The sequence below is a fragment of the Humitalea sp. 24SJ18S-53 genome (assembly GCF_050632385.1).
Lineage (GTDB): Bacteria > Pseudomonadota > Alphaproteobacteria > Acetobacterales > Acetobacteraceae > Humitalea.
In genome coordinates, this window is the sequence record NZ_CP192599.1 from 332,367 (window position 1) to 346,205 (window position 13,839).

A 13,839-nucleotide genomic window follows, 5' to 3' on the forward strand; every position below is an offset into this window, starting at 1 on the left:
GCATGAAGGTTGACGATACGTCCGACGCCGCCATCGCGGCGCGGACGGATGTCTACTTCAACCGCACCCGCCAGGTGGTGCAGCGTTTTGGTGACTGCACCGTCACCTACGCCGTGTTCCTGCGCCGCCCGGTCATGTCGGCGCCGCGGATCATGCTGGAATGGATCGCGCGCGTCGCCGAGGCGCGTGGCGTCAAGATTGACGTGGACCTCGTGCATCCGGAGGGCGAATGGGTCGGCGCCGGCGATCCCATCGTCTATTTGACCGGGTCGTTTGCCGCGCTGGCCGACCTTGAAACGTTGTATTTGCAGAAGCTTGGCGCGCCCTGCGTGGCGGCCTTCAACGCCTGGCAGATGTGCCTGGAACTGAAGACCGTGGGGTTCCTGGCGATGGACGCGCGCCACTGCGCCGGCGCCGAGATGGCCGAGATGATGGCCTATGCGGCATCGGTCGGTGGCCGGGCCGCGCAGAAGGAAGGCGCCAAGGGTTTCATCGGCAATGCGACCGAGGCGACGGCGCATTTCTTCGACCAACCGCATGGGCGCGGCACCATGCCGCATGCGCTGATCGGCTACGCCGGCAGCACCGTGCGGGCGGCCGAGATGTTCCATGAGGCCTTCCCGGACGAGGCCCTGACCGTCCTGGTCGATTATTTCGGCCGTGAGGTCACGGATGGCCTGGCGGTGGCCGAACGCTTCCCAGAACTCGCCGCCGCCGGGCGCATGGCGGTCCGGCTCGACACCCACGGCGGGCGGTTCCTTGAGGGGCTGGACCCGGCGGAATCCTACGCCGTGCTGGAACGCCACATCCCCGAGGCGATCCGCCGCTACCGCAGCGACACCGACCTGCGCCATATGGTCGGCACCGGCGTGTCCGTCGCCGCCGTCTGGCGCATGCGTGAGGCGCTGGACGCCGCTGGCTACCCGAAGGTGCGCATCGTCGCTTCCTCCGGCTTCAACGTGCAGAAATGCCGGGTGATGGCGGAGGCCAAGGCGCCGATCGACGTCGTCGGCACCGGGTCCTTCATCCCCGAAGCCTGGGGCGAGACCTACGCCACCGCCGATATCGTCGCCTACGACGACCAGCCGCGGGTCAAGGTCGGGCGCGAGTTCCTGTTGCGGCGGAACGGGGATCGGCGGCGCGGAGTTTGATGGGGCGCGAGCGACGGATTGGCTTGCTCTGTGCCTTTGCCGTGCTGCTGGTCTGGACCGGCTTCCTTCTAACCGGGCGGCTTTCGGCGGCCCAGGCCTTCACCCCCTGGGATATGACGGCGCTGCGCCACGGCGGGTCCTTCCTGGGCGTGCTGCCGCTGATCGCGGTGTTCGGCTGGCCGCGGCTGCCGTGGCGCCAGACGGCGGTGATCGTGGCGACGGCGGGTTTCGGCTTCCCCATCCTGGCCTATATCGGCTTTGGCTTCGCCCCCGCGTCGCATGGCGGGGTGATGCTGCCGGGCATGCTGCCATTCCTGTCGGCAGCCCTCGGCGCCGCCTTCATGCACGAGGCCTGGACCCAGACCAGGATCGCCTCGCTGGTCGTGGTCGCGGCGGGCATCGGTCTTTTGGCCGTCGATACCTTCGGCGCGAACCCGGGGGCCTGGCGGGGTGACTTGCTGTTTCTGGGCGGATCGTTGTCCTGGGCGATCTATACCCTGCTGGTGCGGCGCTGGCAGGTGCCGGCACTGACCGCGACCATGGCCGTCGCCGTTTACGCCGCCCCGGTCTTCCTGCCGATCTGGTGGCTCTTCCTGCCGAGCAACCTGGCCGCGGTGCCGCTGGGCGCCATCGCCTTCCAGACCCTGTACCAGGGCATCCTGGCCGTGCTGCTGGCCGGATTCCTGTTTACCCGCGCGGTGAATGCGCTGGGGCCGACCACGACCACCAGCATCACGGCCCTGGTGCCGGCGATGACGGCGCTCGCGGCATGGCCATTGCTGGGTGAGCCCTTGGGCGTCGCGGGGCTGGCGGGCGTCGCCCTGGTTTCGGCCGGGATGATGCTGGCGGTGCTGCCGCCACCGATGCTTCTGGGGCTGTTTCGGCGCTGACGGGTCTGGGTCGCGCGACGACCCGTTTCCGCCGGTCGGGTTTCTGCTCTATGGGGTCGGGCATGGATCGCCTCCGCATCGCCCTCGCGCAGATCAACCCGCACCAGGGCCAGATCATCGTCAACGCCGACCGGATCCGCGCCGCGCGCGCGGCGGCGGCGGCACACGGGGCCGACCTGGTCGTGACCCCGGAATTCAGCATCGCGGGCTACCCGCCCGAGGATCTGGTGCTGAAGCCCGCCTTCGTCGCCGATTGCGTGGCGGCGATCGAGGCGCTGGCGGCGGAAACCGCCGATGGCGGCCCGGGGCTGGTCGTCGGCGGGCCCTGGCGCCAGGGCGATTCATTGCACAATGCGCTTTACGTGATGGATGGCGGCAAGATCATCGCCCGCCGGGCGAAGCACGAACTCCCGAACTACGGCGTGTTCGACGACAAGCGCACCTTCATCCCCGGCCCCGCACCCGGACCGGTGGCGTTTCGCGGCGTCCGCCTGGGGCTGATGATCTGCGAGGATTGGTGGTTCCCGTCCGTCTGCGAAACCCTGGCGGAATCCGGCGCGGAAATCCTGATCGCGATCAACGGCAGCCCCTTCGAGTTGAACAAGCCCTACGCCCGCGTCGATCTGGCGGTGGCGCGGGTGGTGGAGACGGAGCTGCCCTTCGTCTTCCTCAACCAAGTCTGCGGCCAGGATGAGCTGGTCTTCGACGGCTCCTCCTTCGTGCTGAATGCCGATAACAGCCTGGCCCTGCGGATGCCTGCCTTCGCCGAGGCGCTTGCGGTGACCGAGTGGAGCCGCGGCGCGAATGGCTGGCTCTGCGCCGCGACCCCGTTGCCGCCGGTGATGTCCGGTGAGGAACAGACCTGGCGCGCGATGATGCTGGGTGTGGCCGATTACGTGAACAAGAACGGCTTCCCGGGCGTGCTGCTCGGGCTGTCGGGCGGGATCGACAGCGCGATCACGGCGGCCTGCGCCGTCGATGCGCTGGGCGCCGACCGCGTGCGCGCGGTGATGATGCCCAGCCCCTACACCAGTGCCGACAGCCTGGAGGATGCGGCGGAATGCGCGCGGCTGCTCGGCATCCGCTACGACACCATCAGCATCGGCCCTGCGATGGAGGCCTTTGGCGGCATGCTCGGCCCGGTCTTCACCGGCCGCCAGTCCGACATCACGGAGGAGAATATCCAGTCGCGTTCGCGCGGGCTGATCCTGATGGCGATGTCGAACAAGTTCGGCGACATGCTGCTGACCACCGGCAACAAGAGCGAGATGAGCGTCGGCTACGCGACGCTGTATGGCGACATGTGCGGCGGCTATTCGGTGCTGAAGGATCTGTACAAGACCCGCGTCTTTGCCTTGTCGCACTGGCGCAACGAAAACTTCCCCGAAGGGGCGAAGGGGCCGCGCGGGTTGGTGATGCCGCTGCGGGTGATCGAAAAGCCGCCCTCGGCCGAACTCAAGCCCGACCAGACCGACCAGGACACCCTGCCGCCGTATGAGATCCTGGACGCGATCCTGACGGGGTTGGTCGAACGCGAGTTGGATGTGAACGGCCTGGTCGCCGAGGGCCATGACCGCGCGACGGTGGTCCGGGTGTGGAAGATGCTGGACCGCGCCGAGTACAAGCGCCGCCAGGCACCGCCGGGGGTCAAGTTGGGCACCCGCGCCTTTGGCCGCGACCGGCGTTATCCCTTGACCAATGGCTATACGGGGTTGGTGAAGTGAACACGCCCATCCTGACCGGCGCCTTCGCCGTGGCGATCAAGGATCTGTCGGGCGGCAATGGCTCGGACCCGGTCGAGATCGTGCGCGGCTTCGAAACCCTGGCGCATGCCAATGCCTTCGCCCGGCGCTATGTGCGGGATTCGATGGAACGCTGCCGTGGACGGGGCATGGATGCCGATGCCGTGCTGGCGGCCTGGTTCGCCTTTGGCGAGGATGCCGAGATCACGGGCGCCGAGGGCGCCGGCTGGACATCCGGCACGGAGGTCCGCGATTTCGCCCAGAAGCGCGTGACGGATGCCGAGGACCGCAACTGGCGCGGCATCGATCCGCGCCGCCTGGCCGACGCGATCGAGGACGACCCGGATGACGGGGACGAGGAGCCGTGACGCATCGCGTCATCTGCGGCGACTTCGCCGACCAGGGCGACCCCGACGAGGAATGGGTCGTGGCCGGCTTTTCGACGCCCGAGAAAGCCTGCGAATACGCACGTCGCTTCATCCGCGCGGCCGTCGAGGACCTGCGCGCCGAAGCGACAACACCACAGGAATTGCACGACATGTATGCCGCCTGGGGCGAATACGCCCTGACCCCTGGCCTGGACAATGAGGCCTGGGTCGCCTTCTGCATCGCCAACCCCGCGACGACCCCCGCCGAAACCGATTACGCGCGACTGGACCCCAACCCATGAAGGTCCGTTTCGCACCCTCGCCGACCGGTCTGCTGCATGTCGGCAACGCGCGCGTTGCCCTGGCCAACTGGCTCTTTGCCCGGCGGCGCGGCGCCAAGTTCGTGCTGCGCCTGGATGACACCGACATGGGCCGCAGTACGCCGGAATTCGCCAAGGCGATCGAGGAAGACTTGCATTGGCTCGGCCTGGATTGGGACGAGACCTTTACCCAGTCGTCGCGCCTGGAGCGCTATGCCGCGGCGATGCAGCGGCTGATCACGGCGAAGCGTCTGTATCCCTGCTTCGAATCCGAAGAAGAACTCATCGCCAAGCGCGAACGCCGCAAGCGGGAGGGCCGTGCGCCGGTCTATGACCGCGAGGCGCTGCGCATGACGGCGGCGCAGATCGAGAAGGCGCGGGAGAACGGCAAGCAGCCCTATTGGCGCTTCCAGCTCTCGCCGCGCAGCATCACCTGGCATGACGCGGTGCTGGGTGCGAAGCATGTGAAGCTGCAGGCGATCAGCGATCCGGTGCTGGTGCGGGCGGATGGGACGTTCCTGTATACGTTTGCCTCGGTGGTCGATGACCTCGAAACCGCAGTCACGCACATCATTCGCGGCGAGGACCACGTTACCAATACCGGTGTGCAGTTGGATATCTGGGAGGCCCTGGGTGGCGACGCGCGCAAGCTGTCCTTCGCGCATCTGCCGCTGCTGACCGATAGCGACGGCGGGCCGCTGTCCAAGCGCCTGGGGTCGCTGTCGCTGCGCCAGATGCGTCGGGATGGGATTGAGCCTGCGGCGCTGGCGGGGATGTTGGCGACGCTCGGGAGCAGCGCCGACCCCGTGGCGGCGATGCCGGCCGATCTGGTCGAGACCTTCGACATCTCGCGTTTCGGCACATCGGCCGCGCGCTTCGACGTGTCGCGGCTGCTGGTGCTGAACCGCCGCATGCTGCACGCGCTGCCGTTCGAGGCGGTGCGCACCCGCCTGCCCGAAGGTGCGACGGAAGCCTTTTGGCTGGCGGTCCGCGGCAACCTCGACCTGCCGGCCGAGGCGCGGGATTGGTGGGAGGTCGTGACCGGCACCATCGAAAGCCCCGACCTGCCGCAGCCCGACCGCGACCTGCTGGCCACCGCCCTGGCGATCCTGCCCGAGGGCGAGCCGGGCCCCGACACCTGGTTCACCTGGACCGGCGCCCTGGCCGAACAGACCGGCGCCAAGGGCCGCAAGCTGTTCATGCCGCTGCGGCTGGCCCTGACGGGCGCCGACAAGGGGCCGGACCTCAAAACCTTCCTGCCGTTGCTGCCCCGCGCGACCATCGCGCAGCGGCTGGCGGCCGCCATCGGAACACCCGCATGATCCCCGAGCTCTTTTTCCACGACAGCGCCACCCGCGCGCGGCAAAAATTCGCGGCCATCGATCCGGCGCATGTGAAGATCTACGTCTGCGGGCCGACGGTCTATGACCTGGCGCATCTGGGCAATGCGCGCCCGGTGATCGTGTTCGATGTGCTGGCGCGGCTGTTGCGGCGGTTCTATCCGCAGGTGACCTACGTGCGGAACATCACCGACGTGGACGACAAGATCAACGAGCGCGCGCGCAGCAGCGGCGAGCCGATCGGCACGATCACCGCCCGCACCATCGCCGATTTCCACACCGACATGGCAGCCCTCGGGTCGCTGCCGCCGGATGAGGAACCGCGCGCGACGGCCAGCATCGCGCCGATGATCGCGATGATCGAAAAGCTGATCGCCAATGGCCATGCCTATGCCGCGGAAGGCCATGTGCTGTTCGACACGCCATCCTACCCCGCCTATGGCGCGCTGTCGGGCCGTACGCCCGACGATCTGATTGCGGGCGCGCGGGTCGAGGTCGCGCCCTACAAGAAGCACCCCGGCGATTTCGTGCTGTGGAAGCCGTCGGACGCAGAAACACCAGGCTGGGACAGCCCTTGGGGCCGTGGCCGGCCGGGCTGGCATATCGAATGCTCGGCCATGTCGTGGCAGTTGTTGGGGGCCGATTTCGACATCCATGGCGGCGGCCACGACCTGCTGTTCCCGCATCATGAAAACGAATTGGCGCAATCGGTCTGCGCCTTCCCGGGTTCCAAGTTCGCGCATCTGTGGATGCACAACGGCATGCTGCGCGTCGATGGCGAGAAGATGTCGAAGTCGCTCGGCAATTTCCTGACCGTGCGCGACATCTTGGCGCGCGGGGCCTGGGCGGGCGAAGCCTTTCGCATGCTGGTGCTCAAGACGCATTACCGTGCCGCGATGGACTTTACCCAGGCGGGGCTGGAGGAGGCGCGGGCGGATTGCGAGGATGACTACGCCATGCTCGCCCGCGCGCCCAAGGCTGGTGCGGATCGCGGCCTGATCGACTGGGCGCTGGCGCCGCTCTGCGACGACCTGAACACGCCGCTGACCCTGGCGCGGTTGCGCGACCTGCGGACGCTGGAAAACGCCGTGACCACGGGCGGGTCGCCCGCCGTCGTGCTTGGCCGTATGGGGCGCGATGCGCCGCCGGCGGCGGGCGTCGCCGCGGCGTCCTTCCTGGAAGCGGCCGGCGTGCTCGGCATCGCGCAATCCGACCCGCAGGCCTGGCGGCAGGGGGGCCTGGACCCCGCCGCGATCGAGGCCGCCATCGCCGCCCGCATCGCCGCCCGCAAGGCGCGCGATTTTGCCGAGGCCGACCGCATCCGCGCGACCCTGCTGGAACAGGGCGTGGTCTTGGAAGACGGCGCGACCGGCACCGTCTGGAGGAGGAACTGATGCGCCACCTGATCCTCGCGGCCCTGCTCTTCGCCACGCCCGCCCTGGCGCAGCACGCGGGCCATGGCGCGACCCCAGCGCAGGAACCGGCCAGCACGCGCGAATTTCGCGACGCCAACAACCGCATGCATGCGGCCATGGCCATTCCCTTCACCGGCAATGCGGACCGCGATTTCCTGGCTGGCATGATCGCCCATCACCAGGGTGCGATCGACATGGCGCGCGTCGAACTGCGCCACGGCACGGATGCGCAGACCCGCGCCCTGGCACAGGCGATCATCACCGCCCAGGAAGCCGAGATCCTGCAAATGCGTGCCATGCTCGCACGCCTGTCGCGTTGACCGGCGGGCGTGACGAAGGCGGCGCGGACCTCGCGCCACCGCCCGGCGAAAGCCCGATCATCGTGCTGGTCCGCCCGCAACTGGGTGAGAACATCGGCACCGCCGCCCGCGCCATGGCCAATGGCGGGCTATTTCATATGCGCATCGTGGCTCCGCGCGACGGCTGGCCGCAGCCCTATGCCTGGCGTGCCGCCAGCGGTGCCGACAAGATCCTGGACCACGCGACGATCCACCCGACCGTCGCCGATGCCGTCGCCGATTGCCACCGTGTTTTCGCGACCTGCCCGCGGCCGCGCCACATCGTCATCCCCGTCCGAACCGCCCGCGCGGCGGCCGAGGACCTGCGCGAGATCAACGGACGTGGCCTGCGCACCGCCGTGCTCTTCGGGCCGGAACGCGCCGGGTTGGAGAATGACGACATGGCGCGCGCCGACACGCTGGTGCGCTATCCGCTGAACCCCGCGCATATGTCGCTGAACCTGGCGCAGGCGGTGATGATCCTGGCTTATGAATGGTGGACCGCGGTCGAAACCACGCCGCCGCGTTACCTCATGACCAACGAGACCGCGGTCGCGACCAAGGGCGAGATCGATGGGTTGATGGGGCGGTTGATCAGCGAACTCGATGCCTCCGGGTTCCTGGACAATACCGCCAAGCGCCCCGGCATGGTCCGCAACCTGTCGCACTGGTTCCAGCGCGGCGAGGTGACGGTGCAGGAGGTTCGCACCCTGCATGGCGTGGTCAGCGAATTGTCGAAGGGCCGCATGCGGCGTGGAAGGATTCCCGATGACGCATCCTGACGGCACGCCGATCCCGACCTTGCCGGACCTGCGCTTCACCGAGGTCGCGGGGCGGCGCATGTCCTGGATGGAGGCCGGCAGCGGCGCGCCCGTCCTGCTGATGCATGGCATCGGCGCGAACAGCACCGGCTGGCGCTTTGTCCTGCCCGCGCTGGATGCGCGCGTCATCGCCTGGAATGCGCCGGGCTACATGCTCAGCGACCCCTTCGCTGATGAAGCGCCCTCGGCCGAAGACTATGCCGATGCGGCTATCTGGTTGTTGGATGCGCTGGGCGTCTCGGCGCCCACGCATATCGTGGGGTCGTCCTTCGGATCGATGCTGGGCGCCGCGCTGGCGGCGCGGCATCCCCACCGCGTTGCGACCCTCACGCTGCTCGGCACCAGCCGTGGCCAGCGCTGGAAGGGCGCGGAGGGGCGCGCCCAGATGCTCGCCATGCGGACGGCCAGTATCGCCAAGGGCGGTGTCGCTCTGGCGCGCACCCGCTGGCAGGCGCTGGTGGCACCCGGCACGGGTGAGGTCGTGGGCGATCTCGTGCGCACCATGGTCTCCGCGACCGACGTTCGCGGCCTGATGCCCGCCGCGCGCTGCACCGACGCCGTCGATGTCATTGCCGATTTCGCACCCGCCATCCACGCACCGACCCTGGTCGTCACCGGGACCGAAGACCGCGTGAACCCGCCGGACGTGGGCGCTTCCATCGCCGCCGCCATCGCGGGCGCAGCCTTCGTGTCACCAGAAGGCGTCGGACACTTGCCGGAGCTCGAGGCACCCGCACTCACCATCGGCCTGCTGCGGGGGCATCTGCGGATCGGGTAGGGCGCGCTTTGAGAGGGGCTTTGCCCCTCTCAATCTCTCGCCACCAAGGGGCCGTGGCCCCTTGGAACCCACGGGACTTGGCGAAAGTAAGGGAGGGGCATGATGCACCCTTGATCAAGGGAGCACGCGTGGCGCCCCTCCCTTACTTTCGCCAATAACCCCGCCGGTCCAGGGGCGGCGGCCCCTGGTTGGGGGAGGTGTGGAGGGGGCGAACAGCCCCTTCCACGGCGCAACCTCCCCAGCCTGTCACGCCGGCAGTGGCCCTTCCGTCAGCCGCCCACCCGCCAGGCGCAGCGCGCGTTCGTGGTATTGCGCCACGGCTGGGCGATGCGCGATGGAGATGATCGCCGTCTTCGGCAGCCGTTCGCGCAGCAGCCCGTAGAGCATCGCCTCGGCCTCCGAATCCAGGCTGGCGGTGGCTTCGTCCAGGAACAGCCATTCCGGCTTCAGCAGCAGCGCGCGGGCCATCGCCAGGCGCTGTTGTTCGCCGCCGGACAGGCGGCGTTCCCAGGAATCCTCCTCGTTCAGGCGTGGCACCAGCGCGCCCAGCCCGACCAGTTCCAGTGCCGCCGCGACCTCGGCATCGGCATGCGCCGCCGCGTCATCCGGATAGCAGACCACGCGCTTCAGGCTGCCCAGGGGGATGTAGGGACGCTGCGGCAGGAACAGCGCGCGGCCGGTGATGGGGTGTTCGATCTTGCCGGCGCCGAAGGGCCAGATGCCGGCCAGGGCACGGAACAAGGTGGATTTGCCGCTGCCGGAGGCGCCGGTCAGCAACACGCGCTCACCGGCAGCAATGCTGGCTTCCGCACCCTCGACCAGCACTCGCCCATCGGGCAGGGAGAGTTTCAGCCCATGCAGGCCCACCGTCTGGCCCGCGACGAAATCTGGCCCGCCCTCGGCTGCCCGTGCCGCCTCGATCGCACGCCCAAAGCCCGACAGGCGCAGCACCGTCGCGCGCCAGTCGGTCAGGCGGGAGTAGCTGTCCACGAACCAGGACAGGCTGCCCTGCACCTGGCCAAAGGCGCTGGATGTCTGGATCAGCCCGCCCAATTGGATCGCCCCGGCGAAATAGGCCGGGGCCGCCACGACGATGGGGAAGATGCTGGCGACCTGGCCGAACCCCGCGGTGAAGAAGGTCAGCCGCTTGGTCGCGGTCATGATCGACCACCAATTGTCGCGCAGCGCGTCGAACCGGCCCTCCAGGCCACGGCGTTCATCCGCTTCGCCACCATGCAGGGCGATGCCTTCGCTGCCGTCGCGCACGCGCACCAGGGCGTAGCGGAAGTCGGCTTCGACCTTTTCCTGGTTGTAGTTCAACTGGATCAGCGGCCGGCCGATGATATGGGCCAGCCATGTGCCGATCAGCGAATAGATCAGCGCGACCCAGACCATGTAGCCGGGGATGGTGATGCCCAAAACCTCGATGCTGCCCGACAGGCCCCAGAGCACGAAGATGAAGGAGAACAGCGTCACCACCGCGTTCATCAGCCCCAAGCCCAGGGTCAGCGTATTGGCGACGAAGAGCTTGCTGTCCTCGGCGATGCGCTGGTCGGGATTGTCGAAGCCATTGGCGGTCAGCGACAGCCGGTAATGCGCCCGGCCACCCAGCCAGTCTTCCATCAGCCGATGCGTCAGCCAGCGGCGCCAGCGGATTTCCAGCGCCTGGCGCAGATACAGCCCATAGACCGCGATGAAGATGTAGGCGAAGGCGACGACGGTGAAGCCGGGAAACGTGCCCTCGGCCGTGGTGCGGCCCAGGAACAGCAGGCCCATGAAGGCGTCCTGATCCTTGTTTTGCAGCGCGTTGTAGAAGGCGTTCTGCCAGAAGGTCAGCAGCACGCTCATGCCCACCAGCGCCAGGTTCAGGGCGATGACCACGGCCAGCAGCCCGCGGGCGCGCCAGCGTTCGTCGCCGCTCCAATAGGGCCGGGCAAGGGCGAAGGCATCGGCAAGCCAATTGGTGGAAGCGCGCAAGGTGGATGTCCCGTCAAAGGAACTGTTACTTTCCGCCGCCGGCGCGGGGGGCCGCAAGGCCTGTCCGTGTCACGCAATGTGGCGGGGCGGGGCGCGATCCCTGGCGGGGCGTCATGTTCCGGCGCCCGGCGCTTGCGTTTCGTGACAGTTCAGCCGCGCGGCAGGGCGCTTTCGATGGCGGCGATCCAGCGATCGACCCGCTTGGCATTCACGCCGAGGTCCGACCAGCCGAACAGGCTGCGCGAATAGAGCACCAGCCCGGTCCTGTCCCCATCCGGCAGCAGCAGCGCCACGATGATGTCCGGGTAGTTCATGATGGCGCTGCGTTCGACCCATTGCGCTTGCAAATGTTCGGGCCAGGCGGCCAACAGGGTGGTGCGCGGCTGGGCGCCCGCTGCCTGCTGCACCGCGGCCCAAAGGGCGGCCGGCGTCGCGGCAAAGGGCGGCAGCACGCGATGCGGCACCGGCCCCGGCGCGCCGGGCGGGGCCGCCAGGCAGGTATTGGGCGATGGCGGCAGCACCAGGCTGGCCAGGTCCAGCGGTTCGGCCGGTGGCAGCCCATTGGCGCCGCGGCCGAACAGGGCGGTGATCGGCGTGCCCATGGTTCAGCCCCCGCCGCAGGTGCGCAGGCGAATGACGCCGCGGACTTCCTCACGCGGGACAGGCTTGCCCTTGCGCAGGATCTCGATCTGCCCGGTCGCCTGCAGCGCGAGCGCGGCGATGCGAACGCGATGCATCAGTGGCCGCCAGGTGGCTTCATCCGGCGCCAGGGCGCGGGCGACCTCCTCCGGCGTGATCGATTTCTTGGGGCCGAGGTCGCCGGTCTGGCGGAGGATCTCGGCGGTGATGGAAGCGTCATCTGTCATGGGATGAGCCATGTCGCGGAAACCCCGCCGTCGGTCCAGCAAAACCGCGCGCGATGATCGCCTCGGCCAAGGCCGTGCCGCTTTGCCAGGCGGCCTCGCCCCGCCCGCCCAGGCACCAGTCCCCGGCCAGCCCAAGCCCCTGGTCGGCATCGAACAGGCAGGGCGTGCCGATGGCGTGTTCGACCAACGAATAGCGCCAGCGATGCGCGGTCGCGACCAGTGGCGCCGGCATGCCCAGGGCGGCGAGGAGAGGGGCCACGATGGTCTCGGGCGCGTCTTCCAGGTGCTCGCGGCTCCAGGCGGGGGCGGCCTGGATGGTCCAGGCCTCGGTGGAGGGGCGGCCGGGCTTGGCGGATTCCCGTGCGGCCCAGGCGACCGGCCCGGCGGTCGAACGCCACGTGTCCGGCAGGGGAAGGAGTTCGCCAAACGCCGCCATCACCGTCCAGCATGGGGCATAGACAGCCTCGGCGCAGCGCGCGGCCAGGGCCGGGATGAAGGGATCGGCGATCGGGGCGGCCTGCGGGGCGGGCAGGGCGATGGCGACGGCGGCGAAGGGACCGGCGGGCGTTTCGGGCGGCAGCGGGTGGAGCAGGGCACGGTCGGCGTGGTGCACCACCCAGGCCCCGGGTCCGCCTTCCAACCGCGTGACATGGCGGGCCGTGTGGATGGTCAGGCCATCGGCCAGGATGCGCCCGATGGAGGAGATGCCCGGCGTGCCGGTAAAGCGCCGCGGATCGGGCCAGGGCACGGCGCCGGCGGCGGCCAGGGCGGCGGCAAAGCCCGGATCGCGCGCCGAAAAATACTGCGCGCCATGGTCCCATTGCAGCGCCGTGCCATCCGGCGCCTTGCCGCGCCGGGTGGCGACGCGACCCCCCGGGCCACGCCCCTTGTCGAACAGCACGGGCGCGTAGCCCGCGGCCCGTAGGCTACGGGCGCAGGCGATGCCGGCAAGGCCGGCGCCGATGACGGCGATGGGGAGGCTCATGCAACCGGTATGGCCTCGCTCGTCCCCGGCGCAAGCCCTCAGGCGAAGGCGCGTTCCACCGACGGACCGGACAGGCCCGCGACCTCCCGGATGATCTTGCGCTTCACCGCCTGTTCGAAGGCCTCGAACCCCTCGGCCACCATCAGGAAGGAGCCCGGGCCGCCGATCACCTCATCGCGGTAATAGTCGTCGAGCGGCGGCCCCATCGCGGCGAATTGCGTCGGCGGCGGCGTGCGGTCCAGCACGGCCAGGCCATTCACCACGATGCCGGCCTCCAGCACCGCCTCACGCGAGACCGCGACCGGGCGGCCGGAATTGTTGACCCCGTCGCCGGAGATATCGACGACCTGGCGGGTGCCTTCATAGACTTGGCCGAACTGCCGCGCCGCATACTCCATGGCGCCGCTGATCGAGGTATAGAGCCAGACGCGGCGCGGGATATTGTCGATCGCATCGGCCACGCGATTGGCTTCGCGCTGATCGCCGATGCGCATCCAGGGCACCAGGGTTTCCTGCATGTTCCAGTCGGACCAGGTGAACAGGGTGACGCCGATGGACCCGATCGCGCCACGCTCGATCCCCGCGACCAGGGTCGGGTCGCGGAAGGCGGCGGCATAGCCGCGGAACTGCATTTCCTGTTCTTCAGGATCGATCGAGCGCGAGACGTCGACGGCCAGCACCAGCTCGACATCGACCGGCTCCATCGCGCGTGCCGGGCGGATGAGCGCCGGCGCGGCGAGAACGAGCCCAGCCGTGAACAAATTACGGCGCGATACAGCGCTCCAGCGCATCGAATAAACCTCCTAAGTGAAGGCCGTGATGCAGCGAGTCTTCCCGCCCTCTCCTTA

General features: G+C 68.8%; 15 protein-coding genes. 10 read left to right on the forward strand and 5 right to left on the reverse strand.

Annotated elements, in window-relative coordinates:
- Positions 1 to 2: 2 nt before the first annotated feature.
- From ACQW02_RS01590 to ACQW02_RS01635, 10 genes are all read left to right on the forward strand, one after another.
- The gene (locus ACQW02_RS01590; protein ID WP_431283528.1) at positions 3 to 1,151 is read left to right on the forward strand and encodes a nicotinate phosphoribosyltransferase; all 1,149 of its coding nucleotides are present in this window, start codon (positions 3 to 5) and stop codon (positions 1,149 to 1,151) included.
- Entirely contained in the window at positions 1,151 to 2,041 is an 891-nt protein-coding gene (locus tag ACQW02_RS01595; protein ID WP_431283529.1) for a DMT family transporter, read from the forward strand. Before ACQW02_RS01590 ends, ACQW02_RS01595 begins: the two co-directional genes overlap by 1 nt.
- Before the next feature lie 62 nt (positions 2,042 to 2,103).
- Positions 2,104 to 3,765, forward strand: coding sequence for an NAD+ synthase (locus tag ACQW02_RS01600; RefSeq protein ID WP_431283530.1), 1,662 nt, complete (start codon positions 2,104 to 2,106; stop codon positions 3,763 to 3,765).
- Positions 3,762 to 4,151 (forward strand): hypothetical protein, encoded by a 390-nt coding sequence (locus ACQW02_RS01605; protein ID WP_431283531.1) that lies wholly within the window; start codon positions 3,762 to 3,764, stop codon positions 4,149 to 4,151. The genes ACQW02_RS01600 and ACQW02_RS01605 overlap by 4 nt, the downstream gene beginning before the upstream one ends.
- Positions 4,148 to 4,453 carry a hypothetical protein gene (locus tag ACQW02_RS01610; protein WP_431283532.1) on the forward strand — a complete coding sequence of 102 codons (306 nt, stop codon included), beginning with the start codon at positions 4,148 to 4,150 and terminating at the stop codon, positions 4,451 to 4,453. Before ACQW02_RS01605 ends, ACQW02_RS01610 begins: the two co-directional genes overlap by 4 nt.
- Positions 4,450 to 5,793: a glutamate--tRNA ligase gene (gene gltX / locus ACQW02_RS01615; protein ID WP_431283533.1), complete on the forward strand. Its 1,344-nt coding sequence runs from the start codon at positions 4,450 to 4,452 to the stop codon at positions 5,791 to 5,793. Before ACQW02_RS01610 ends, gltX begins: the two co-directional genes overlap by 4 nt.
- A complete protein-coding gene (gene cysS / locus ACQW02_RS01620; RefSeq protein WP_431283534.1) occupies positions 5,790 to 7,205 on the forward strand; it encodes a cysteine--tRNA ligase in 1,416 nt (471 codons plus the stop codon). The genes gltX and cysS overlap by 4 nt, the downstream gene beginning before the upstream one ends.
- On the forward strand, positions 7,205 to 7,546 hold the full coding sequence (gene copM / locus ACQW02_RS01625) for a CopM family metallochaperone (protein WP_431283535.1): 342 nt from the start codon (positions 7,205 to 7,207) through the stop codon (positions 7,544 to 7,546). Before cysS ends, copM begins: the two co-directional genes overlap by 1 nt.
- Positions 7,543 to 8,346 (forward strand): RNA methyltransferase, encoded by an 804-nt coding sequence (locus ACQW02_RS01630; RefSeq protein ID WP_431283536.1) that lies wholly within the window; start codon positions 7,543 to 7,545, stop codon positions 8,344 to 8,346. Before copM ends, ACQW02_RS01630 begins: the two co-directional genes overlap by 4 nt.
- A complete protein-coding gene (locus ACQW02_RS01635) occupies positions 8,333 to 9,163 on the forward strand; it encodes an alpha/beta fold hydrolase (RefSeq protein WP_431283537.1) in 831 nt (276 codons plus the stop codon). Before ACQW02_RS01630 ends, ACQW02_RS01635 begins: the two co-directional genes overlap by 14 nt.
- A gap of 246 nt (positions 9,164 to 9,409) precedes the next feature.
- On the opposite strand, the gene ACQW02_RS01640 is transcribed toward ACQW02_RS01635, so the two are convergent.
- From ACQW02_RS01640 to ACQW02_RS01660, 5 genes are all read right to left on the reverse strand, one after another.
- Positions 9,410 to 11,140 carry an ABC transporter ATP-binding protein/permease gene (locus tag ACQW02_RS01640; RefSeq protein ID WP_431283538.1) on the reverse strand — a complete coding sequence of 577 codons (1,731 nt, stop codon included), beginning with the start codon at positions 11,138 to 11,140 and terminating at the stop codon, positions 9,410 to 9,412.
- A 149-nt stretch (positions 11,141 to 11,289) separates the two neighbouring features.
- Positions 11,290 to 11,742: a DUF1499 domain-containing protein gene (locus ACQW02_RS01645; protein WP_431283539.1), complete on the reverse strand. Its 453-nt coding sequence runs from the start codon at positions 11,740 to 11,742 to the stop codon at positions 11,290 to 11,292.
- A gap of 3 nt (positions 11,743 to 11,745) precedes the next feature.
- Positions 11,746 to 12,006 (reverse strand): DUF3253 domain-containing protein, encoded by a 261-nt coding sequence (locus ACQW02_RS01650; protein ID WP_431283540.1) that lies wholly within the window; start codon positions 12,004 to 12,006, stop codon positions 11,746 to 11,748.
- Positions 11,996 to 12,991 (reverse strand): NAD(P)/FAD-dependent oxidoreductase, encoded by a 996-nt coding sequence (locus ACQW02_RS01655; RefSeq protein ID WP_431283541.1) that lies wholly within the window; start codon positions 12,989 to 12,991, stop codon positions 11,996 to 11,998. Before ACQW02_RS01655 ends, ACQW02_RS01650 begins: the two co-directional genes overlap by 11 nt.
- 38 nt (positions 12,992 to 13,029) lie before the next feature.
- Positions 13,030 to 13,782, reverse strand: coding sequence for a DUF1194 domain-containing protein (locus tag ACQW02_RS01660; protein ID WP_431283542.1), 753 nt, complete (start codon positions 13,780 to 13,782; stop codon positions 13,030 to 13,032).
- Between the last annotated feature and the right edge of the window lie 57 nt (positions 13,783 to 13,839).